Source organism: Altibacter lentus, assembly GCF_000746845.1.
In the GTDB taxonomy this organism is placed as follows: domain Bacteria; phylum Bacteroidota; class Bacteroidia; order Flavobacteriales; family Flavobacteriaceae; genus Altibacter; species Altibacter lentus.
The window spans coordinates 1,375,830-1,398,846 of the sequence record NZ_KN050846.1; the positions used below are offsets into that span (position 1 = coordinate 1,375,830).

The window sequence follows — 23,017 nt, forward strand, 5'->3', positions numbered from 1 at the left end:
TATTATTAAACGTTAACAAAAGGCCGGTTCTTTGGGATCGGCCTTTTTTAATGAGACTTTTTTTAAAGAATTTAGATTCTGTGTTTTCCGAAGCGGCTATTTTCAAACTTTACCTATCTTTAAAAAATATTGATCACGAAATCTATGTATGAATATCGATCAAATCTTTAAAAACAATCAAGCTTGGGTGAACGAAAAACTTGGACTCGATCCCAATTATTTCAAAATCTTAAGTGAGGGACAAAACCCCGAAGTGCTCTACATTGGATGTAGTGACAGTCGAGTGACAGCCGAAGAGCTCATGGGCGCTAAACCCGGGGAAGCTTTTATTTTAAGGAATATTGCCAATATGGTCTCCAACTTAGACCTAAGTGCCATGTCTGTGATTAATTACGCAGTGAATCACCTTAAGGTGGATCATATTATTGTTTGTGGACACTATGGTTGTGGCGGGGTGAAAGCCGCTATGCAATCACAAGATCTGGGGATCTTGAATCCATGGTTACGAAACATTAGAGATGTCTACCGCCTCCACCGCACAGAGTTGAACGCCATAGAAGATGAAGAGGCAAAATACCGCCGTCTGGTAGAACTCAATGTCCAGGAACAATGTGTAAATGTCATTAAAACAGCCGATGTTCAAATGGCGTATCGAAATAGAGACATACGTGTGCACGGATGGGTTTTAGATATACATACCGGAACATTAATAGACCTTAAGATCGATTTCGACACCATACTTAAAGATATTATGGAGATCTACCATTTAGATGAATAACCCTTAAAACATACTCATGAAATTATTATTCAGTACGCTACTTCTTCTATGCAGCAGCACCCTTCTAGCTCAAACCGATAAGGAACTTGTTCAAAATACAGTGGATAAGAATGCCATTGAAGGGCATATCTACTTCTTGGCAGATGACCTATTAAAAGGCAGAGAAACAGGTACGGCAGAGAATAAGATCGCCGCTTCCTATTTGGCAAATACCATGCGTGGTTATGGCGTACAACCTGCATCGAAGGAAGGAACATTTTATCAGGAATTCCCCTTGAAGAAGACAAGCCCTCCTAAGTCCGTCGATCTCAAAATAGACGGAATGCTCATTGAAAATAAAGTTCCCATCGAAGCAGTACTCACTCAATTTGTAGGAAATGCGATCTATCTGGGATATGGTCTGGAAGCCGATTACTTTGGAAAGGATGTAAAAAAACAATTGGTGATTATAAAATCCGGGAGTGCTGAAGCTTCCGATGCCCGGGCAGCTTTCGGCTTACGAGAAACTAAGATGTCTTTAGCAAAAAAAGCAGGCGCGGCAGGGGTTATTGAACTTCTTTCAACCGACGAGAACCTGTGGGGATTCATAGAGCACAATTTTACCAGTTCCCGGATCAGCCTATTAAATGCAAAAGCTGAAGAGGAAAATAAAACAAACTCCTTGCCTTATATATGGGTTTGGGATAAAGAGGGCGCGTATGCGGCTGCTCTCAGTAAAAAAAGTACTGTAAAAGCCACGTTAATGATGGATGCTGCTTCCATCGAAACTATTAAAACGCGAAATGTTGTGGGCATGGTGCAGGGAACAGATCCTGTGTTAAAAGATGAATATATTATCTATTCCGGTCATTACGATCATGTGGGCATAGGAACACCGGACGAGACCGGAGATGTTATTTATAATGGGGCACGTGACAACGCTGTGGGCATAACAACAGTTTTGAGCATGGCCGAAAATCTTGCCAAATATCCTACCAAGCGATCGGCTTTGTTCATTTTGTTCACGGGAGAGGAAAAAGGCCTGTTGGGGAGTGAATACTATGTGGAAAATCCGGTCCTTCCGCTGTCGCAAATGGTCTATTGTTTTAATAGTGATAATGCAGGCTATAATGATACTTCCCTCGCGACCATCATTGGATTGAACAGAACCTCAGCCGGTCCGCATATAAAAGAAGCAGCCGCAGCCTTTGGTCTTACCGCCATTGACGACCCAGCTCCGGAGCAAGGCCTTTTTGACCGTAGTGATAATGTAAAATTTGCTGCCAAAGGGATACCCGCACCTACTTTTAGCTTAGGCTTTACAGCTTTTAATGGTACTGTCACCCAGTATTACCACCGTCCGGGAGATGAGGCCGAAAGTCTCGATTACGATTATCTGCTTAAGTTTTTTAGCGCTTATGTATTGTCCGGCCGTAAGATCGCCAACGATCCTGTGACCCCTTTCTGGACAGCAGGTGATAAATATGAAGAAGCCGGAAAAAAACTTTACAAAAAATAAAAATGAGAGGGTCCATAGCTGTCATGCTACTATTATTTGCTGTAACAAACTCGGGATGTGCCTCCTTTAAAAATTCGGTTGTGTATACGTATACCGATATGAACAACAATACCTACCACATTTCCAGAAATGAGGTTCGTTTCGATCCTGTGACCGCTTCGGAAAGTTCATCGGGGTATTATAGCGGTGGCACTCCTTTTAGTTGTATTCTTTCTGAAAAGAGTTTTCAAAAGATCGCTTCTTTGGCAGAAGCTTTGGTGGAAGCTTCAGAAACCCATAACACACAACGCGTAATGCGTACTGCCGTTCTTGTAGCATCTCACGATGGACAACCATGGCGTGTTATTCTAAATCCTTCCGAAGAGCGTGTAACCCTTGAGAACCTTTTGGCTACGCTGCGTCCCGATTGAAGGAGCGTAGATTTTTCAGAATAAAAAAACCGACTGAAAAAATTCCAGCCGGCTTTTTGGGGCAAAACAAAACTTGAGGAGTTACTGCTTTTCAAATGTTAGGTAATCGGTCCCTCCATTTCCTCCACTCACATCGATCAATTCGATCTTTGTTTGTGTCACAGAAATGATATCCCAGTCATCGCTTAGTTCTTCGAACTCGCGAGGCGAGGCAAAGAATATATTAAAATCGTCATCATCGTCATCATTACCATCATCATCGCTGGAGTTACTGGAATTTGTAACAGACCAGGTACCGGTAACTGTAGTGCTGCCATTAACCGCAACTAAGCTTCCGTTCACATTGAAACTAAAACTATAGCCACTAAAATTACCGGTTTCCTCTTGGTCTGTGTCATAGAAGTAGGTGATCTCCCAGGTGCCGGTTCGGGCAATCGCTGCTGTTTGTTGGGCACTTGCATCATTAGACGCGGAGTCGTCGTTGGAAGGACTGCAAGCGATTACAGCGGTCAATAGGGAGGTTACTACTACTAGACGGATCATTTTCTTTTTCAAAGTTTTCATATATGGTTTTTCTTTTTTAATTTATTATTCTGAATTATATCTTTTCAAAAACAAGGGTATCGGTTCCTCCGTTTCCACCACTCACATCCTCGAGTTCTACGCGTGTCGAAATGAAGTTGAGCACATCCCAATCGTCATTGAACTCGTCGAAGGGTACTTGCGTGCCGAAGTCTAAAACAAAATCAAGGCCGCTGCTGTCTTGGGTAATGGCCCAAGTTCCATTGAAGGTATTAGAACTGTTCTGCGCCATTACGGTACCGTTGGTATTAAAGGTGAGTGTATACCCATTGTAATCTCCGGTCTCATTATCACCATCGTCTATGTAGGATTGCACATACCATTGGCCGTCGGTCATAATATCCCGTAAGGTTTGGGCATTTCCACCACCGCCGTTACAGTTGTCATAAGGTGTTCTTCCGAAGTTGAGAAGATCGGTTCCGCCGTTACCGCCGCTTATATCCTGAAGATTTATAAAGGTTGCATCAAACCCGAGCACATCCCAGTCGTCGTTGAGGTCCTCAAAAGGGTCGTCCTCGTTGTCGTATTCAAAGTTAAGAATGAGGTCCAGTGTACTGTTGCTGCTGCTTTCCACGCTCCAGAAACCGTTCTTTGTTGCAGAGCTGCTTGTAGCAGTCGCTGTTCCATTGGTATTGAAGGTAAACGTATAGTCCACATAATCGCAGGTCTCATTATCACCGTCATCGTCATAGAGATTCACATACCAGTTTCCGGTGGTTAATTGTGTGATAAGTTCATTCACGTCGGAATTTGACCCGCCATCGTTTGGTGTTCGCTCGAAGGTGAGGTAATCTGTGCTGCCGTCACCTCCGCTCACATCTTTGAGACGTATAATCTCTGAAGTCGCTTCAATAATATCCCAATCGTCATCCAACTCATCTAAGGGATCATTGGTCCCGAAGAATAATTCCAGGTCCGGGGTACTGCCGGAGGTAAGGTTCCAGGTTCCGTTTACAGTGTTATTCCCATTCGTGGCAGTTGCCGTGTTGTCTGTTGAAAAATTGAATTCGTATCCGTTGAAATCGGAAGTTTCATCGTAATCATCAAAATAATAGGTAATATACCATACCCCCGAAGTGAGATCGCTGACAAACTGAGTGTTATCTATGGGGTCGTCATTGCTGCTATCGTCGCAATCTGCATTACTTATAATATCAATAAGTTCTTGATTATTCACTACAGGAAGTACTTCTCCGTTCACGATCACCGAAATGGGAAAATCAATACTAATGTATTCGTCACTGTTCAAGTTACTTAAGAACTGGTAAAGTTCAATATCGCTGTTGACTGTGGTCGTCCCGATCTGCTGCTGATTGGAATCGTAGATAAAAAAGGTAATAGGATATACAAAATCCACGCACCCAATGGAATCGTCAATGTCTCCATCGCAGGCCGCGATGATGGCGTCCAACTCGGTCTGACTATTAACGACAACCTGTGTGAAATCCTCTAAGATAATGGTGATGGGGAATTGGATCTCCAGTGTATCCTCATCATTTGGAAACTGATTAAAAATAGCTTCCACGATATCGTAATCATCCTCATCGGTAATAACGACTTCCTGTCCGTTGGCAAAAACGGTGACGGGAAGCACCACACTTGCGCAACTGTTTCCGTCGATAATATCATCAAAGTCGCCTGCATTTTCAGAAGAACGAATAAGCAGTTGCGTCACTGTAGAATTAGCGGTTATGGTTTCTTCGTTGGTCTCATCAATAAATTCGTCCTCTTCTTTTTGGCAGGAACCGAAAAGAAGGGTTAAAGAGAGAAGGAGCAAAAAGTGAATTCTAATTAAATTTTTCATAGCAATTTTTTTTTGGGCTGTTTACTAATAGAACAAACAACTTTTAAATTACCCTACGTTGGAAATAAAAAACTTTTTTGAATATCTTTGAGCAACACCTCACCTCTATGGAAGAACACCAAGACGTTTGTAAGGAGCATATTTTTACGAAAGTATACGAAGATCACGGAAAACAGGTCTGGAATTTCATCTATTTTAAATGTGGAAATACAGCTCAGGCAGATGATCTTGTGCAGGATGCATTTATAAAATTATGGCAAAATTGTGCCAAGGTCCCTTTTGAGAAAGCAAAATCCTTTTTATACACGGTCACTAACAATGCGTTCCTCAATGAGGTAGCACATAAAAAGGTGGTATTGAAACATGCAGCCCTTCAGCCGGCAAAGGTAAATGATCAATCCCCGGAATTTTTACTGGAGGAAAAACAATATCTCAAAAAAATTGAAAATGCCATTGCAGATCTTACCGAAGCACAACGCACGGCTTTTTTAATGAACCGTATTGAAGGCAAAAAATATAAGGAGATCGCCGAGATCTTAGACATCTCGGTGAAAGCTGTAGAAAAACGTATGAGTCAGGCACTTGCGGCCTTACGAAACGATATAGAAAATATATAGAATAACAGGTAGGGTAATTTAACGCATCCCTGTTTTATAAGTAGGTATGATATACGCAAATCATGGATAAACACTACATTTTACATAAATATCTGAATGGCGAAGCTACTTCGGAAGAGATCGAACTGTTAAGGTCATCTCCCGAGTATGCCTCTTATGTAAAAATATCGGAAGCCACTTCAAGTTTTGAGGCACCTCAGTTTGATAGTACCGCTAATTTTGAAGCGATCCTTTCGCGGCGAGGTGAACAGTCCTCTGTAAAAAAATTACACCCTATCAAGACGCTTTTAAAGATCGCAGCAGTTGTAGCCGTGATCTGTGCCGGATATTTATATCTCAACACCTTGGACACAACCGTGAGCACTGGCATTGCACAAAAAGAATCTGTGCTGTTGCCCGATGCTTCAGAAGTAATACTCAATGCAGATTCCAGAATCGTCTACAATAAAAATGACTGGAAAAAAGAACGCAGTCTGGCACTTGTTGGTGAAGCGTATTTCAAAGTTTCAAAAGGGAATACCTTTTCGGTGAATACATCACAGGGTGTTGTAAAAGTTTTAGGAACTCAATTCAATGTATTTGCACGCGATTCATTATTTCACATCAATTGTTACGAAGGATTGGTAAGTGTAGCTTTTAATGATACGGTAGTCAAATTACCTGCAGGTAATAAACTAAAAGTGGAAAAAGGAGCGTTAGTGGTACACACACCTAGTAATGCGACAGCTCCTGCTTGGATCACTGACGAAAGTCATTTTGAGAACATTACGCTTGGCGTACTTTTACAGGAAATAGAACGCTATTATCCGGTTACCATTTCGGCAACCAATGTGGATTTATCACGGCGCTTCACAGGAAGCTTTACACATTCCGACCTTGAACTCGCATTGAAATCGGTATGTGAACCACTACAATTACAGTATACAGTTACTAATGGGGAAGTACTAATTTATGCACAAGGCAGTCAGTAGAAAGAACATTGCATTGCTTACAGTCCTAGCGCTTTTGTGGTGTACACGAACGCTTTCCCAGAATCCCCAAAAAATTCCTTTAACCTCGGTTATCGAGCAAGTGGAGACCGCCTACAATGTGAGTATTTCTTATGCCACCTCTGATGTCTCAGGAATTGTTATCATCCCTCCGGCTAAAGAGAACTCGCTGGAGAACACCTTGCGCTATCTTACCCAAAACACCCCTTTGCGATTTACCCGTATTGACGATCGTTACATCACGGCCACGCTTAAAAACGGTGAAGCACTTCACTGCGGAAGGGTTTACGATGCCGAAACAGGCCTTCCGCTCTCAGATGTGACAGTACAGACTATAGACGGCAGCTTTGCTACTGTCACCAATTCTGAAGGGATTTTTTATCTGGCTGAAACATCCCCCGGTGCGTCCCTCCGCATCTCTCATGTGGGCTATGAAACCACCGAAATTCTAGCAGATCGACTTACCGGCGATTGTTTCGGGATCCTGTTACTACCTTCCGTAACCGCACTTACTACCATTACACTGGAAACCTTGTTCACCCAAGGAATCCAAAAAAGTAGTGACGGTTCCATCACCCTGAAAACCGAAAACTTCGGGTTGTTACCCGGGCAGGTTGAAAATGATGTGTTGCAGATCGCACAAGCACTTCCGGGTGTTGAAAGTGCAGATGAGACCATTTCTAACATCAATATTCGGGGTGGGACGCATGATGAGAACCTAATTCTTTACGAGGATATAAAAATGTACCAGAGTGGTCATTTTTTCGGATTAATTTCGGCTTTCAATCCCGATCTCACTAAGGAGGTCACGCTGTATAAAAACGGGACCCCATCGCGGTATGGTGAAGGTGTTTCGGGGGTGATCGACATGCGCTCTAAAGACAAGGTCACTTCAAATATTGAAGGCGGATTGGGCGTGAATCTCATCAATGGCAACTTTTATCTGGACATCCCAGTTTCCGAAAGAAGCAGCATGCAACTCTCCGGCAGGCACTCTATCAACTCGCTTTTTGAAACACCCGTATATAAGACCTACTCTGAAAAAATCTTTCAGGATACCGAGATTACCAATCAGGAGAATCCGTTTGCGCCGGGGAGTCTTTCGGTCACGGAGGATTTTAGTTTTTATGATATAAGTACTAAATTCCTTTGGGATCTTTCAGAAAAGGACAGACTGCGGTTTACCATTTTTACTGTGGACAATAAGCTTGATTTCACCGAAACATTAGAAACCTCTTCGGCATCCAAGACCAGCAATCTGAAACAGCGAAGTCTGTTGGGGGGCTTCTCATGGATGCGTACCTGGAGCGGAGACCTCAAAACCACCGCCCTGGTCTACGGCAGTTATTACCTGCTGGATGCTGTTAATAATGACATTTTCACGACGCAGGTACAGCTTCAGGAGAACGAGGTGATCGACGCCGGATTTAAACTGGATGGTTCATATCGCTTAAGTGAAACCCTTCACCTTGACGGCGGATATCATTTTTCGGAAACAGGGATCGCCAACCTACAGGATGTCAATTTACCCCGTTTCAGAATTTACGAAAAAAAAGTACTACGGTCTCATGTGCTTTTCTCAGACCTCATCTATACCTCCTCCAGTAAGAATACGATTTTAAGAGGTGGCGTACGCGCCAATTATTATGAAAAGTTTGATCGATTCCTCCCGGAACCCAGGTTTAGCGCACATCAAAAATTAGGAGGGGGATTTGCGCTGGAAGCGCTGGGCGAACTCAAAAGTCAAACTGTCACCCAACGTATCGATTTCGACAGCGATTTTCTAGGTATTGAGAAGCGACGGTGGGTGTTAGCAAACGAAATGGATACGCCTATCATACAAAGCAAGCAATTTTCGGCAGGTCTGGTGTTCAAAAAAAGCAAATGGTTTGTGAATCTGGAGGGTTTTTACAAACATGTAGATGGTATAACCGCATCCAATCAAGGATTTCAAAATCAATTTCAGTTTGTCGACGCACAGGGAAGTTATGCATCAAAGGGAGCCGAGTTTACCTTGAATCGGAAAACAGATCGTTTTAGTGCCTGGTTTACCTATTTATACATGCAGAACGACTATACGTTTACAACCCTCTATCCCGATCCTTTTCCTCATAATCTGGATATCCGGCATTCGCTTACAGCCGCAGGTTCATATACTCTCAAGAGATTGAAGTTTGCCTTAGGCTTTAATTACCATACCGGGAAGCCTAATACATTTCCGCGGGACAATGACGCCATTGAGGTCATTGATGGGGAGGAGACCATCATCTACGCCCAGCCTAATACACAACGTCTCTCGAATTATTACCGTACCGATGTTTCTGCTGAATATCTCTGGGAGCTTTCAGAAAGTGTTGATGCTAAGATCAATCTCGCCGTATTGAACCTACTGAACCAAAAAAACACATTGAACATTCGGTATGCCTTGGATACCGATGCGTCCGGTAACGCACGAATCAATCAAGTAAAGGAAGTCTCCTTAGGTTTTACGCCCAATGTATCTGTGCAGGTCCTCTTCTAACCGCGGTACGCTTTAAGGCTCCCTGAAATCATATATTTTTAATTCCTAGTAGAATTCTTTGATGTCTTAACAGAAGATACACAGTAGATTAGCAGTATGTTACACCTGTAAATCTCACTCTATGAAAAAGGCATTACACATTGGAATAATTGCTTTGGCAATTTCCTTCACCACCAGTGCACAGGAATGCAATGAAGGCTTGGGAATGATCAACTCTCTTTGGGAAAAAGCAACACTGGAACAAGCCCTGACCAACCCTGATGCTATCATTGACGAGTTTAATACACTAAAAGGCTCCTTGGGCAGTTCCCTCAATTCCTTGTCTTTTAAGAGTGACGCACCCAAGTTGCTTTTTATAAACGGAAAGCAAAAACAAGGAACCATTAAGGGACTCAAAAAGAGAGTATATATCACGTCTCTTATTCCGAAGGAATCCATTACCATCACCATACAGAATACACAACAACTAGCAGTCGCCGAGGTTGTGATCTGCGCTCATGATAAAAAGGGAGCGACACAGAATATTCATCAGTTTCAGTTTACCGGTGAAGAAAGCGATCAAACCTTTGTCTTGGAAGCGATCAAAGGAAAAATTATAAGTATCTCCATCAAGAATAAAGAGGCTTCCGGAAAATTTGAATATAAGATCGCAGCTTTTTAACGGCTGCTAAGGAAAAAGTCGATCCTACCGGAATTCATACATTTTCAACCCCTCTAAGAATTCTAAGATAGCATTTCTTTTAAGACACCATACATTAGAACACGTTAAACCATTAATAACCATTAAATTATATTGATCATGAAAAAAGCAACTATCATCGTTATCATCGCACTCTTCGCATTCAGCATGCAAACGAATGCACAAAATTGCAACCAAGGAGTGAAATTAGCCGAAAAGACCTGGGAAAAATGGGGTCCCTGGAAGCCGAACATCCAGCTCATCCCGTTTAAGGCCGAAGTACAAAAAATCAAGAATGTTTGGAATTGGATCGCGGCCAATGGCGGTGCGACCATTGGACCCCGTCTGCTGGAACTGGATGGTGGGAATGAAACCGGAAGCATTACCGGACAAACCAAAAGTACCTTTGTCTCCCCGCCTTCATTTGATGATTCGGTGGAGATCACTATCAATAAATACGATGGAAAGGCAAAAACCGGGGTTGTGATCTGTGTACAAGGGCGTGATGGAGTGACTACACAAAAGGCCACGTATGAATTTCCAAACGATAAGAATGGAAAAGTGAAAACCTTCACCCTTAACAATGTTCGAGGTAAGATCATTATTGTCGCCATGAAGAACCTTTCGGTAGGAAACAAGTTTAAATACCGTATCAACGGGAAAAAAGCATAAGGAAACATTCATCCGGGAGTGGCAACACTCCCTTATCTTCTGTATATGAAAACATTATTGATTATCGCACTGATGCTTTGCACCTATATGCTTCAGGCACAGCCTAAAGTATATGCCATAGAACCCGTACCAAATGAAGAGGTTGCCTACTCGGGGGATCTTTCAGAAGGAATAGTCCTAGACGACCTGTCCTGGGCATGGAGTAGTTCGAACGCCTGCTTTCCTGAGACTCAGAAAAGTAAGTTTACGGGCAAACATCTCTTTTTTACGGGAATCATTCCGAAATTCAGTGAAATGGAGGTAACGGTGATCCCTAAGGATCCCACTGCCAATTTTAGTGTATATGCTTACGAAATTGGTGTTAACAGTAACGATCTCGTACCAAATCTGCCACGATGCATTCGTTGTGAAGCAGACCATAAGCAGGAACGAAACTTTAGCGGGAAAGCGCCGCAGGACCACACCCGAAAAGTGACCAACCTGGTCGCCATAAACAATCCATATCGGGTTGTGATTGGAGTTACAGGCGCAGATGGATTGAGTGAGGGTGAATTTACCTTGGTTGTCTCTATGAAGTCTCGTTAGGAGAATCGCAAAAACACTCGTTAAAATTTTATATCTTTTGAGTATGCTAGCCAATTCAACCTATTGTTTTCTTTTTCTAATTGCGGTTTTCCTTGGAATGCCGCAATTGGCTTTGACGCAAGAAGATATCAAACAACGAATTGACAGCACGCTACAGACACTTGCAGATAAGCCCTATGAAGAAAAAAAGGAGGCATATCATTTCATCAATTCGATCATACTGAAGGATCATGCCGGTGCCGAAGCGCTCTTCGAATATGCGCTTTCACGGGACAGCACAGATCTGGGGCGTATGGTCCTATACACGCGCTTTAGTCAAAAATTATCTCAAAAAGGACTCACAGACCAAGCGCTACAGATAAAACTACTGGGCCTCGAGCTGGCAGAAAAATTACAGGATGAGCGAGCGACCATCGAATATCATATTTCGGTGGCGAATGCCTACCTTTTCCAAAATTTACCGGACAAAGCATTGTTTCACCTCAATGCGGCACAACCCATGGCAGAAAAGCCGGAGAATCGAGATCTCCTTTGGAACTTCTATTACCACAAAGGTCTACTACAAGATATGTTGGGTGATGTGGAAGGCCAAACAGCATATTACCGTAAAATGGGATTGCTCACAGATGAAGCAGGAAATACGCCTTCCAACCGATTTGTATTGTACATCCTCGTGGATCATTTCTCTCAGGTGGATGCCCCTTTGGAACTTGCAAAATATACCGAACGATTGGCAGCCTATTATGAAGAAGCACATCCCAATACCCCGGCGGGTCACATGCCTATAAAAAGTATTTTTGAAAAAAGGACCGATCCCTCCAACATACCAAGGCTGAAAGAAGCCATCACTATCAGCGATAGTTTGAACAGTATAAATTCCTTTGCATTCAATACAATGGCTCTGGCGGATACCTATGCAAAAATGGGACGCCCGGAACTTGCCATCCCTTTTCTTGAAGAAGCCATCCAAAAGGTTACAAGTGTTAAAAAACCCCAAGTCCTCATTTACCTGTATACCAAGATGGCGGAGATCAACGTAGCTGCATCAAATTTTAAGGACGCCTACAACTATAAGATCCTGGAAGCTTCACTGCGGGATAGTATCTCTTCTGAACGGATGCAAAAGAACATTGCAGAGCTTGAAGTAAAATACGATACCGAGATCAAGGAACGGAAGATCGCAGAGCAAAACCTTCAGATCGAAAAAGAATCAAGACAAAAAACACAGATCTTTATCGGCTTAATCGCCTTGGGTATCTTATTGCTGGTTTCCTTTTTATTCTTCAGAAAGCGTTTAAAATATCAAAAGACTATTGCGCATCAAAAAGAAACCCTTCAAACACAACGCATCACAGAACTTCAGCAAAAAAACAAATTATTGGCTCTTAGCAGTATGATCGAAGGACAAGAAGCCGAAAGACTACGTATTGCGAAGGATCTTCATGATAGTTTGGGCGGACTCCTTAGTACTGTAAAAGCGCATTTCTCGTCCATTCAGCGTGAAATCGAACAATTGGAGCAACTCAACCTAACCGGAAAAACCAATGCACTCATAGACGAAGCCTGTTTGGAAGTCCGAAGGATCTCCCACAATATGATGCCACACGCTTTATCGCTCTCCGGGCTGAAAGGTGCCGTGGAAGATATGAGCGAACAATTACACCAGCAAGGGTATGAGGTAACATTAGAGGTGAGCAAACTGCCGGAAAAAATGGAACCTACACGAGAGATCATGATCTATCGATTGTTACAGGAGATCATCTCGAACATTCGAAAACACGCCGAAGCCAAAACCATACTTATTCAGATAATAGGATACAATGGAAATGTAAATATTATTGTAGAAGATGATGGTAAGGGTTTCGATCATCAAAAAGCTGTAGAGAACGACGGACTCGGGCTTAAAAGCATAAACAGCAGGGTTCAATATCTGGACGGCACCATAAATTGGGACACACAGCCAGGCAGAGGAACTTCCATAACCATAAATCTTCCTATCGTATGATACACGTATTTATAGTAGATGACCATAAAATGGTCATAGAGGGAATGGAATTGTTACTAAAAGATGAACCAGAGATCAAGGTGGTTGGAACAGCTTTAAGTGGCGAAGATGCGATCGATTTGATCCCTAAGGTTAAAACCGATGTGGTGCTCTTAGACATCAATATGCCGGAAATGAACGGTATTGAGACATGTAAGCATTTATTGAAGGAGTTTCCGCACCTTAAGGTTATTGCCATTTCCATGCATAAAGAGAGCAGCCTTATTAAACTCATGCTTAGCAGCGGCGCCAAAGGATATGTGCTTAAGAACGCCGGACAGGAAGAAGTCATTGATGCCATCAAGATCGTTCATGGTGGCGCCATGTACTTGGATGACACCGTGAATGCCATTGTGGTAAATAGTGTAGCCAACGGAAGCAAACAACGCCTTGAGAGTCCTTTTCCAACACTGTCAAAAAGGGAAAAGGAAATTCTGCTACTTATTCTGGACGAATGTACCACACAAGAGATCGCAGATAAATTATTTATAAGTTTTGGAACGGTGGAGACCCATCGTCGGAATATGCTAATTAAAACCGGTGCCCGGAATACGGCCGGTCTAGTACGCATTGCATTAGAATACGAACTACATAAAAAATAGAAATTATGAGATCATTAGTTACCATCCTTCTGATATTCGCAATGGTAAGTTGTGCTTCAGAGACAGAAAAAAAGAGCCTTAACTCTGTAGAGGAGATCTACAGTGCTACCACCGCCTATTCCAAAAAGAGTAGCTTCGATGTGGCCCAGGGAACCAAGAAAGAGTTCAACATTGTGGTATCAAACAGCAAAATGATTGACACCTTGCCGCCCACAGTCACATCGGGGAATATAGCGTTACTGGTTTTTGAAGGTCTTTCCGAAGAAGAAAAAAAATCATACAGCGGGATAAGTGTGGACCTTATAAACAGTAAAAAAGATTCGGCTTCGTATTTCTATCCTTCAGAATTACTCGAAAGCCTCGTAACCAAGTCGGGCAATTTCAAACGCTTTTCTGAAAGTATTGTAGCCGGGGATTTTGGAAAACTCGATGCTTTAAAAAGTGATGCCGACATCCCCATCTCTATTGGTGAGGGCGTCAAGAAAACGATTAAAAATAACGAAATAATCTACGGCGACCTCATAGCCTATCAGCCTTTCGGCGTGTCTGAAGACAGGGACGAAATTGGTGAGATCTACCAGTTCCAGGCCAATTTGGTCTTTGAGAAAGGCACGATCGGTTATTTTGTGAATGTAGATAAGGCCGAAGGAAAAGATAAAGTGATTGGCTTTCGATTCTTCGAATAATTACATACGTTCGGGAACTGTTATGCCTAACACTTCAAAAGCAGTCTTTATCACAGCACCCACCGCATGGGAGAGTCGAATACGGAATTCCTTTTCAGCTTCTGTATCGGCTCCAAAGATCGGGACGTTCTGAAAGAACGAATTGTAAAGACGCACCAGGTCGTACGTATAATTGGCAACCAAGGCCGGACTGTACTGTTCGGCTGCTTGCTGAATGACCTCAGGAAAGAGCTGAAGCTGTTTTAGTACTTCCTTTTCTTTATCCTGAAGCGCAAAACCGTTTATAGCCGATGGCACCGGCAAGCTACCCGCTTTTCGCAAAATAGACTGTATTCGCGCATAGGTGTATTGAATAAAAGGACCGGTATTTCCTTGAAAATCGACGCTCTCTTCGGGATCAAACAAAATACGTTTTTTAGGATCCACTTTCAGAATATAATACTTTAAAGCACCCAAGCCAATGGTGTGGTACAGGTCTTTCTTCTCTTCTTCAGAAAAATCGTCGATCTTACCTAGTTCTTCACTAATCTCTTGGGCTGTCTGTGCCATATCTGCAATAAGATCATCGGCGTCCACGACAGTGCCTTCCCGGCTTTTCATCTTACCCGAAGGAAGGTCAACCATTCCATAACTAAGATGGTGCAGGTTCGCGGCCCATTCGTATCCCAGTTTCTTCAAGATGAGAAACAACACCTTAAAGTGATAATCTTGTTCATTTCCCACCGTATAGATCATTCCGTTGATATCCGGAAAATCCTTTACCCGTTGTATGGCAGTACCAATGTCCTGTGTCATGTAGACGGCAGTTCCATCACTTCTCAGCACGATCTTCTCATCCAACCCGTCCTGGGTAAGATCACACCACACAGAGCCATCTTCCTTTCTATAGAAAACACCCTTTTCCAATCCTTCAGCGATCACATCCTTACCGAGAAGGTAGGTATCGCTTTCGTAATAATAGCTGTCAAAATCGACTCCAATGGCATTATAGGTAGCATCAAATCCTTCATATACCCAACCGTTCATCATCTTCCAAAGCGCTATCGTTTCAGGATCGCCCGCTTCCCACCGGCGAAGCATTTCTTGTGCGGCCACCAGTGAAGGCGCCTCAGTTTTGGCGTTTTCTTCGGAAAGACCTTCAGCTACCAGCTTTTTAATTTCTTTCTTGTATTCCTGATCGAACTTCACATAATAGTTTCCTACCAGTTTATCTCCTTTTAAACCGGCGGATTGGGGTGTTTCCCCGTTTCCGAAGCGTTTCCACGCCAGCATACTTTTGCAAATATGGATCCCCCGGTCATTGATGATCTGTGTTTTATACACCTTTCGTCCAGCGGCCTTTAATATCTCTGCCACACTATAACCCAGCAATACATTGCGGATATGTCCCAAATGCAGAGGTTTGTTGGTATTGGGAGAAGCATATTCCACCATCATGGTAAAATCGCCTTGCGGAGCCTTTCCGAAGGAAGTAAAGTCGTCGATACCATTAAAAAAAGAAAGGTAATAAGCATCACTCAACACCACGTTGAGAAATCCTTTCACCACATTAAAACCGGAAACCGCCTCTACACTATCTTGAAGGTACGCTCCAATCGCCTCTCCGATCTGAACGGGATTTTCTTTAATGACGCGCAACATAGGAAATACCACCACGGTGATATCGCCTTTAAATTCCTTACGAGTTGCCTGGAATTCAACGCTTTCCAGTGTAACACCGTAGATCTCTGTAACGGCCTTTTGTATTTCCTTTTCTAAGATGTCTTGTAAGTTCATACCTTTTGGAACAATAAGAACACCTTGCTACAATGTGATTTTCGCGGTTCTCTTCGGAAAGACATGTGTGGTGTTCGGGTGCAAAGATACAAGAAATTTAACGTTTGGATTATCCGTAATATGGTATCTTTAAAAGAAAAGCTTTTAAAAGAATGATCTTGAATGTATCTTACAATAACAAGGCGATCACTAAGCAAATTGACGAAGAACTTGGTAAGCCTTTTACGTTAAAAGAGCGAATTAAACAACAAGGCATAGGATCCCCGCGTCTTGTAATTACGGACTGCAGCCTCCACCTTCACAACTTGCTCATTCTCGACTCCAACCGAAACGTTTGTAATATCGAGTTACGTCCAAAGGGCATCATTGTAGGATTTCGGTCCCTATTAGAATCCTATGCATTGGTAATTCCCTTCTACAAATTAGTATTATATAAAGGTAAAGCCGAAGAATACAGTGTGTATCGTGATGATTATTACGTAAAAGTACTGGCAAGATCCAAAGATACTGCCATTCATGCTTTTATGCTGAAAGTTCTCAACGCTAAAGCCAAGGCTTTACCCACCCGCTTGGAAGACCCGTAAATTAACGCCTGTTCTTCAGGATCGTTCCGCCAAGCAGTGCCAGCACCCCCAAACCGATCATTCCCAATGTCTGATTGCTTAACCCTTCCTTGGCTGAAACTTCCAATGGGCCAATATCCAAGACTTCCTGTGGTACAAAAGCGTTGTAAAGTCCCAAAATAACTAGGACCAAACCTACTACCAGTAAAACAATTTTCAATATTTTCATAACCGTACTGTTAATTACACAACCAAGGTAATCAAATTATTTACCAGCAAGGAATCTTGTTAACGCCACTTTAACCACTTGTTTAACAACTATTATCTATCTTTAAACAAAAATATTTTGAAAATACTACTCACAGGCGCCAACGGATATATAGGAATGAGGCTTCTTCCTGCACTGTTAGAAAAGGGCCACGAAGTGATTTGCTGTGTCAGGGACAAGAACAGATTCTCCTTAGATACCGAAACATTAAAACGGGTACAGATTTATGAGGTTGATTTCGTCCAAGAAGTGGAGATTGAACGTTTCCCAAAAGATATTGATGTGGTTTATTACCTCATCCATTCCATGAGTGCTTCTACTAACAACTTCGATGAAATGGAGGCCACGGCCGCTACTAATTTCAATAAGTATATGGCGAGCACTTCGGTGAAGCAGGTGATCTATTTAAGTGGTATCGTGAATGAAGAGCAACTTTCCAAACACCTATCTTCTCGTAAAAATGTAGAAGACATTCTATACGAAGGTAATTATCATCTTACCGTACTCCGCGCCGGAATAGTCGTTGGCAGCGGAAGTTCATCTTTTGAAATCATAAGGGACCTCTGCGAAAAGCTTCCCATAATGATAGCACCCAGATGGTTGAAGACCCGCATCCAGCCTATTGCGATACGTGATGTTATTGCGTTCCTGTCTGGAGTGATCTTAAATCCAAAATGCTACGATCAATCTTTTGATATTGGAGGACCCGATATCTACACCTACAAAAAGATGCTGCTCATTTATGCGAAGGTGCGTAAATTAAAGCTATGGATCATCTCTGTGCCTGTGATGTCTCCACGACTCTCCTCCTATTGGTTGTATTTTGTAACCAGCACATCCTATAAACTTGCCGTGAATCTTGTAGACAGCATGAAAATGGAAGTGGTCGCCAAGGATAATAAGCTACAGGAGTTATTAGGCATTGAACCGATCTCTTATGAAGAATCCATAAAAAAAGCTTTTATAAAGATCGAGCAGAACCTCGTGATCTCGAGCTGGAAGGATTCATTGGTGGCCGGGCGGTTTACCAATCTCAAAGGGTACATTCAAGTGCCCAAATACGGTTGTTTAAAGGATGAAAAGAAACTCCCGCTCACAAATCCGGAATCAGTCCTTGAGAATATTTGGTCCATTGGCGGAACACGTGGCTGGTACTATGGAAACTGGCTCTGGAAAATCCGAGGTTTTATGGATCTACTTGTTGGAGGTGTGGGTTTACGACGCGGACGCACCCATCCCGATAAACTCTATTCGGGAGATGCACTGGACTTTTGGAGGGTGATCTATGCCGATAAGGAGGAAAGACGGCTGCTCCTTTTTGCTGAAATGAAACTTCCCGGAGAAGCCTGGTTAGAATTCTGTATAGATGACGAAAATGTGTTGCATCAAACTGCCACCTTCCGACCCAAAGGATTATGGGGAAGGCTTTATTGGTATTCTGTACTGCCCTTCCATTATTTTATCTTTGGAGGAATGATACGGAATATTGCTAAGGCAGCCGCTTAACTATATATTTTATTTCTCTTCCGGGAGGAAGACTTCGGCCATCATACAGCGTGCACTGCCACCCCCACATGTCTCTATGGTCTCCAGGTCACTGCTCAAGATCTCACAATGCTTCTCAATGGCTTCGACCTGATCTGAAGTGAGGCTTTTATGGGCCGCCAAACTCATCACTAAATATTTTGAATCATTCGTTCCTCTCACTTGAAGCATGTTCCCTGCAAAGCGATGCATCTGTGCTTCAGTAATTGTTATGATCTCCTTACCGTCTTCCTGAAGGTGATGCACCACATTCTTCTTTTCAGCCTTATCATCAATTGTGTCTAGACAAATAATGGCAAAATTTTCCCCAAGCGCCATCATGACATTGGTGTGATAGATAGGCATACGCTGTCCGTCCACTGTTTGGTTTGCAGTGAAAACCACCGGAAAATAATCGAAATCCTCGCAAAACTCTATCAACAGCTCTTCATCGGCTCGTGGTGATAAGGCGCAATACGCTTTTTTATGGACGCGATCCAGCAAAAGACTTCCGGTGCCTTCCAAAAAAAGCTCCTCCTCTTCTGCACTGGTATAATCCATATACGCATCAATAATAAATCCTTCACTTTCCAAACGGTCCATAACCTCTTCTCGTCTTTCACGACGACGGTTTACTGCGAACATTGGATATAAGGCTACCACACCATTTTCGTGAAAACTCACCCAGTTATTAGGAAATATGGAATCCGGAGTATCCATCTTAAGATCATCGTGTTCTACGATCACCCGAACTCCTACAGCACGCAGTTTTGCTACAAAAGCATCGAATTCCTCCTGAGCTTTTGTATTGATCTCACTGTTTTTAAGGTCAATATCTTCCTGAAAATAATTATTGACCGCAGTCTCTTCGTTCATACGAAACGCCACGGGGCGTATCATTAAAATGGTATTGGTGATCTGTTGTGCCAAATGTGTGTGATTTAGGGTGCAAATTTAAGTGTAAAAACCGAGGTATTTAATATTAAATAATAATTTTGAAAAAGAAGAAATACCTATTTGTCTTTTTCATTCTTCGTGATATCGTTCTATGAAAAAACTATTCCAATTTTTGATCAAATTCCTTTACACTAATCACAATGGTCAAATAGTTTTTGAGGAGGGTTATTAAATTTATCAGGCCGGGGAACCCACAGGGTGCGCCTGATCAAAAAGACCACTATCCTCTTTGGGTAGAAATTAAACAATCTTACTTTACATCATATACCAGCCCAAATCCGTAGCCGGGTCCTTGAAAGATATTCCTTCCGGAAAACACATACGAAGCACTTACGTAAATTCCAAAATTCCTAAAAAACGGTTTGTATACCGTCCCGCCGATCTTATGATAATGAACCGCAAACTCCTTAAAATTCTGTGGTCGCGGTGTACCGCGGTAATCAATGCCTCCAAAAGAATACTGAGATTCATAATATCCGTCAAAATACCAGGTATGGGATGCTTTGCCCAATTTCAGTGTCGCAGGCAACGCATCGGGAACTTCATCAAATTTAAAAGCATATCCGGCTTGCAAGGTCGCAAACCAACCGGAATCGTACTGGTAATGCCACATAACCTTCGGCTCTACGATCGTTGCTTGTTGCCCAATGTCATTGAGACCCCCTATGGCGTAATTTGAAATAGGCGTGGAAAAACCTAAGGCAGCGGTTAACTGTAAGGTAGTAGCGTGTTTCTTTTGTTGAAAGAATGCATATTTGGCGAAGAATTGGATATCCTGAAACGATTGATTAGGACCAATTTCACTATAAGGCACCGAAACTTGTACATCGAAACGATCTGTAATTCCAAAGGCACCAAAAAGATTCACATAAAATTCTTCTCTGTCAATGTCGAGCTTTTCATTCCCGGCGAAGTAGGCAGTTCCTTTTTTATAACCGCCTCCAAGAACGATTGTTGCATTTCCCTTTCCTCTGTAAAACCCATCAATAGTCCCCTGCGCAAACAACATAGGTGTACACAATAAAGCTACCCAAAACACTAATCCTTCTCTCATACCATTTTTGAATTAGGTCGAAAAGAAGATCACAAACTAACGGGGATCACGCACTAAAGGCATGGTTGTGCAGCGAAGGAGGCCTTCTTGCTTCGATATTTCGGCGTATGGCACTTCCTCTACGGTAAAGCCCTGTGAACGTAACCACGTATTGAGGCGGGTAAAGTTCTTTTCTGAAATGATCACCTCAGGACTAATGGAAAAAACATTGCTGTTCATATCATACATCTCTTCTTTGGTAATATGAAAGCAATTTTCTTTTCCGAAGAAATCCAGTAACCATTCATACTCATCGTTTTCTAAAAACCCTTCTTTGTGGATAATGCATTTTCCTTTGCCAAGCGGTTGAAAACAACAGTCTAAATGCAGGGCGTTGTCCTTGGCCACAGTATTGGATTTTCGAAGGTTAAATGATTTTACCTTTTTATGTGGAAATAATTTTTGAAGGTGCGTAACGGCTTTCATGTTCGTTCGCGCAGTAATATATTTTGCATAATCGTCACCGTAATACGTGCCTACAAAAATATAATCTCCCCAGGGCATCACATCACCTCCCTCTATATGGGCATCTTCGGGAAATTCGATGATTTTCGAAGCGTCGATCTGTTCGATCACATGATGCAAGGCATCGATCTCACGAGAGCGGTCTTCCAAAATATTCGCTTTAATAAACTTATCGTCTATGACAAAAGCAATGTCGCGTGAGAAGATTTGATTGTAATCCAATATTTTATCAGGACGATACACCTTCACGTTGTATTTCTCAAAAACCTTAGCAACCGCATCCATTTCTTTTACCATGTCCTCATCTTTTGGATACGTCCCTGCTGCAATATGCTCTGCCGATTTAGGATCGTAAGCATCTTCCAGTTTAGGTACAGGCCCATTGCTGTCTGCCCTTCCTAGAACAACAGCTCTTAGTCTTGAAATCTCGTCTGTGATGTGTAACTCAATCATAATGGTAAATATAAAAAAAACCATCCGCTGCTACCGGATGGTTCTTAAATAATTATACAAAGGTATTTAGCGCTTGCTAATGTCCTTAAAAGATCTTAAACTTTCTCCTATATATACCTGTCGCGGACGCCCAATGGGCTCTTTACGCAATCGCATCTCTCTCCATTGAGCGATCCAACCCGGCAAACGTCCTAGGGCAAACATAGGGGTGAACATCTCTACCGGAATACCCAATGCTCTATAGATGATACCTGAATAGAAATCGACATTAGGATACAATTTGCGATCTACAAAATAGGAATCTTCAAGTGCTTCTCTTTCCAGTCCTTTGGCGATATCCAACACAGGGTCGTCGATCCCCAATGCATCCAACACATTGTCTGCAGATCTTTTTATGATCTTAGCACGCGGATCGAAATTCTTGTACACTCGATGCCCAAAGCCCATGAGTCGGAAAGGATCATCCTTATCTTTGGCTTTAGCCATAAATTTTTTAGAATCTCCACCATCTTCTTTAATAGCTTCCAACATCTCGATCACCGCTTGATTTGCACCTCCGTGAAGTGGTCCCCAAAGTGCTGCAATACCAGCTGAAATAGAAACGAAGAGTCCTGCATGAGAAGAACCAACAATACGCACGGTAGAGGTAGAACAATTTTGTTCGTGATCTGCATGTAAGATCAATAATTTATCCAAAGATTCGACAACTACCTTATTCGAATTGTATTCACCACTTGGCTTTTTGAACATCATTTTAAGGAAGTTCTCCACATAGCCCAAATTGTCATCACCATAATCCAAAGGAAGTCCTACCCGTTTTCTGTATGCCCAAGCGGTCAACACCGGAAATTTGGCAAGGATACGAACAATAGCATTGTACATTTCTTCCTCGCTATCTACATTTACTGAAGAAGGGTTAAACGCCACCAATGCCGAAGTCAATGATGAAAGCACTCCCATGGGATGTGCCGATTTAGGGAAGCCGTCGATGATCTTTTTCACATCCTCATCAACGTGAGACTGTGCTTTGATATCATTATGGAATTTCTCCAGTTGGGTTTTGGTTGGTAATTCTCCGAAAATTAGCAAATAGGCTACTTCCAAGAAATCGGCTTTTTCTGCCAATTCTTCGATCGCATACCCTCTATAACGTAGGATTCCCTCCTCACCGTTGAGAAACGTAATGGCACTTTCGCAAGATCCTGTATTCTTATACCCCGGATCGAGTGTCGTAATTCCATTCGTGTCCCCACGAAGTGATTTTATATCTATTGCGAGTTCGTTCTCGGTACCTTCAACAATTGGAAATTCGTACTTTTTTCCGTCGATCTCGAGGATGGCAGTTTTTGACATATACTTAAATTGATTTTATAAAAATTCGGAATTGTAAAATTACAAAATATTGAACGATTTTGTAACAACTACTAACACTTGTTAGGTTAAAAAAACCT

Annotated in this window: 22 protein-coding genes; 14 read left to right on the forward strand and 8 right to left on the reverse strand. The window is 42.4% G+C overall.

The features are described 5' to 3' along the window. The first annotated feature begins 148 nt into the window (after positions 1–148). Genes JS40_RS06435 through JS40_RS06445 form a run of 3 tightly spaced genes read left to right on the forward strand, consistent with a single transcriptional unit; the run spans position 149 to position 2,686 of the window. Positions 149–778, forward strand: a complete 630-nt coding sequence (locus JS40_RS06435) for a carbonic anhydrase (protein ID WP_034259245.1) — start codon at positions 149–151, stop codon at positions 776–778. A gap of 16 nt (positions 779–794) precedes the next feature. After that, positions 795–2,276 carry a M28 family peptidase gene (locus tag JS40_RS06440; protein WP_034259246.1) on the forward strand — a complete coding sequence of 494 codons (1,482 nt, stop codon included), beginning with the start codon at positions 795–797 and terminating at the stop codon, positions 2,274–2,276. Positions 2,277–2,278: 2 nt separating this feature from the next. Beyond that, on the forward strand, positions 2,279–2,686 hold the full coding sequence (locus JS40_RS06445; protein WP_034259248.1) for a hypothetical protein: 408 nt from the start codon (positions 2,279–2,281) through the stop codon (positions 2,684–2,686). Between the two features lie 81 nt (positions 2,687–2,767). On the opposite strand, the gene JS40_RS06450 is transcribed toward JS40_RS06445, so the two are convergent. Together JS40_RS06450 and JS40_RS06455 are read right to left on the reverse strand one after the other, a co-directional pair. Continuing rightward, positions 2,768–3,229 carry a hypothetical protein gene (locus JS40_RS06450; RefSeq protein ID WP_233273945.1) on the reverse strand — a complete coding sequence of 154 codons (462 nt, stop codon included), beginning with the start codon at positions 3,227–3,229 and terminating at the stop codon, positions 2,768–2,770. 55 nt (positions 3,230–3,284) lie between these two features. Then, positions 3,285–5,072: a hypothetical protein gene (locus JS40_RS06455; RefSeq protein ID WP_034259251.1), complete on the reverse strand. Its 1,788-nt coding sequence runs from the start codon at positions 5,070–5,072 to the stop codon at positions 3,285–3,287. A 77-nt stretch (positions 5,073–5,149) separates the two neighbouring features. On the opposite strand from JS40_RS06455, the gene JS40_RS06460 reads away from it, so the two are divergent. The 9 genes from JS40_RS06460 to JS40_RS06500 all read left to right on the forward strand — a co-directional run bounded on the left by JS40_RS06460 (position 5,150) and on the right by JS40_RS06500 (position 14,467). Further along, positions 5,150–5,689: an RNA polymerase sigma factor gene (locus JS40_RS06460; protein ID WP_316932508.1), complete on the forward strand. Its 540-nt coding sequence runs from the start codon at positions 5,150–5,152 to the stop codon at positions 5,687–5,689. Positions 5,690–5,751: 62 nt separating this feature from the next. Next, the gene (locus JS40_RS06465) at positions 5,752–6,660 is read left to right on the forward strand and encodes a FecR family protein (RefSeq protein WP_034259255.1); all 909 of its coding nucleotides are present in this window, start codon (positions 5,752–5,754) and stop codon (positions 6,658–6,660) included. Beyond that, positions 6,641–9,199, forward strand: a complete 2,559-nt coding sequence (locus JS40_RS06470; RefSeq protein WP_034259257.1) for a carboxypeptidase-like regulatory domain-containing protein — start codon at positions 6,641–6,643, stop codon at positions 9,197–9,199. The genes JS40_RS06465 and JS40_RS06470 overlap by 20 nt, the downstream gene beginning before the upstream one ends. A 121-nt stretch (positions 9,200–9,320) precedes the next feature. After that, a complete protein-coding gene (locus tag JS40_RS06475) occupies positions 9,321–9,860 on the forward strand; it encodes a hypothetical protein (RefSeq protein ID WP_034259259.1) in 540 nt (179 codons plus the stop codon). 138 nt (positions 9,861–9,998) lie between these two features. Beyond that, the gene (locus JS40_RS06480; protein WP_034259260.1) at positions 9,999–10,550 is read left to right on the forward strand and encodes a hypothetical protein; all 552 of its coding nucleotides are present in this window, start codon (positions 9,999–10,001) and stop codon (positions 10,548–10,550) included. 45 nt (positions 10,551–10,595) lie between these two features. After that, entirely contained in the window at positions 10,596–11,135 is a 540-nt protein-coding gene (locus tag JS40_RS06485) for a hypothetical protein (RefSeq protein WP_051957515.1), read from the forward strand. A 43-nt stretch (positions 11,136–11,178) separates the two neighbouring features. Next, on the forward strand, positions 11,179–13,140 hold the full coding sequence (locus JS40_RS06490; RefSeq protein ID WP_034259262.1) for a tetratricopeptide repeat-containing sensor histidine kinase: 1,962 nt from the start codon (positions 11,179–11,181) through the stop codon (positions 13,138–13,140). Continuing rightward, positions 13,137–13,781 (forward strand): response regulator, encoded by a 645-nt coding sequence (locus JS40_RS06495; RefSeq protein WP_034259263.1) that lies wholly within the window; start codon positions 13,137–13,139, stop codon positions 13,779–13,781. The genes JS40_RS06490 and JS40_RS06495 overlap by 4 nt, the downstream gene beginning before the upstream one ends. A 5-nt stretch (positions 13,782–13,786) precedes the next feature. After that, complete coding sequence (locus JS40_RS06500; RefSeq protein ID WP_152558148.1) at positions 13,787–14,467, forward strand: hypothetical protein; 681 nt, start codon at positions 13,787–13,789, stop codon at positions 14,465–14,467. Here the strand turns inward: JS40_RS06500 and argS are convergent, their stop codons facing one another. Next, a complete protein-coding gene (gene argS / locus JS40_RS06505) occupies positions 14,468–16,243 on the reverse strand; it encodes an arginine--tRNA ligase (RefSeq protein WP_034259265.1) in 1,776 nt (591 codons plus the stop codon). Between the two features lie 152 nt (positions 16,244–16,395). Between argS and JS40_RS06510 the strand changes: the two genes are divergently transcribed. Beyond that, entirely contained in the window at positions 16,396–16,827 is a 432-nt protein-coding gene (locus tag JS40_RS06510; RefSeq protein ID WP_034259267.1) for an arginyl-tRNA synthetase, read from the forward strand. Between the two features lies 1 nt (position 16,828). Here JS40_RS06510 and JS40_RS06515 read toward each other — a convergent pair whose 3' ends face one another. Next, positions 16,829–17,035 (reverse strand): hypothetical protein, encoded by a 207-nt coding sequence (locus JS40_RS06515; RefSeq protein ID WP_034259269.1) that lies wholly within the window; start codon positions 17,033–17,035, stop codon positions 16,829–16,831. Between the two features lie 117 nt (positions 17,036–17,152). Between JS40_RS06515 and JS40_RS06520 the strand changes: the two genes are divergently transcribed. Further along, the gene (locus JS40_RS06520) at positions 17,153–18,580 is read left to right on the forward strand and encodes an SDR family oxidoreductase (protein ID WP_034262179.1); all 1,428 of its coding nucleotides are present in this window, start codon (positions 17,153–17,155) and stop codon (positions 18,578–18,580) included. A gap of 9 nt (positions 18,581–18,589) precedes the next feature. Here JS40_RS06520 and ctlX read toward each other — a convergent pair whose 3' ends face one another. From ctlX to JS40_RS06540, 4 genes are all read right to left on the reverse strand, one after another. After that, positions 18,590–19,498, reverse strand: a complete 909-nt coding sequence (ctlX, locus tag JS40_RS06525) for a citrulline utilization hydrolase CtlX (protein WP_034262182.1) — start codon at positions 19,496–19,498, stop codon at positions 18,590–18,592. 307 nt (positions 19,499–19,805) lie between these two features. Next, positions 19,806–20,609 carry a transporter gene (locus JS40_RS06530; protein ID WP_084677453.1) on the reverse strand — a complete coding sequence of 268 codons (804 nt, stop codon included), beginning with the start codon at positions 20,607–20,609 and terminating at the stop codon, positions 19,806–19,808. A gap of 36 nt (positions 20,610–20,645) precedes the next feature. Then, positions 20,646–21,566, reverse strand: coding sequence for a dimethylarginine dimethylaminohydrolase family protein (locus JS40_RS06535; protein ID WP_034262185.1), 921 nt, complete (start codon positions 21,564–21,566; stop codon positions 20,646–20,648). 66 nt (positions 21,567–21,632) lie between these two features. Next, positions 21,633–22,919: a citrate synthase gene (locus tag JS40_RS06540; protein ID WP_034259272.1), complete on the reverse strand. Its 1,287-nt coding sequence runs from the start codon at positions 22,917–22,919 to the stop codon at positions 21,633–21,635. Positions 22,920–23,017 lie beyond the last annotated feature (98 nt).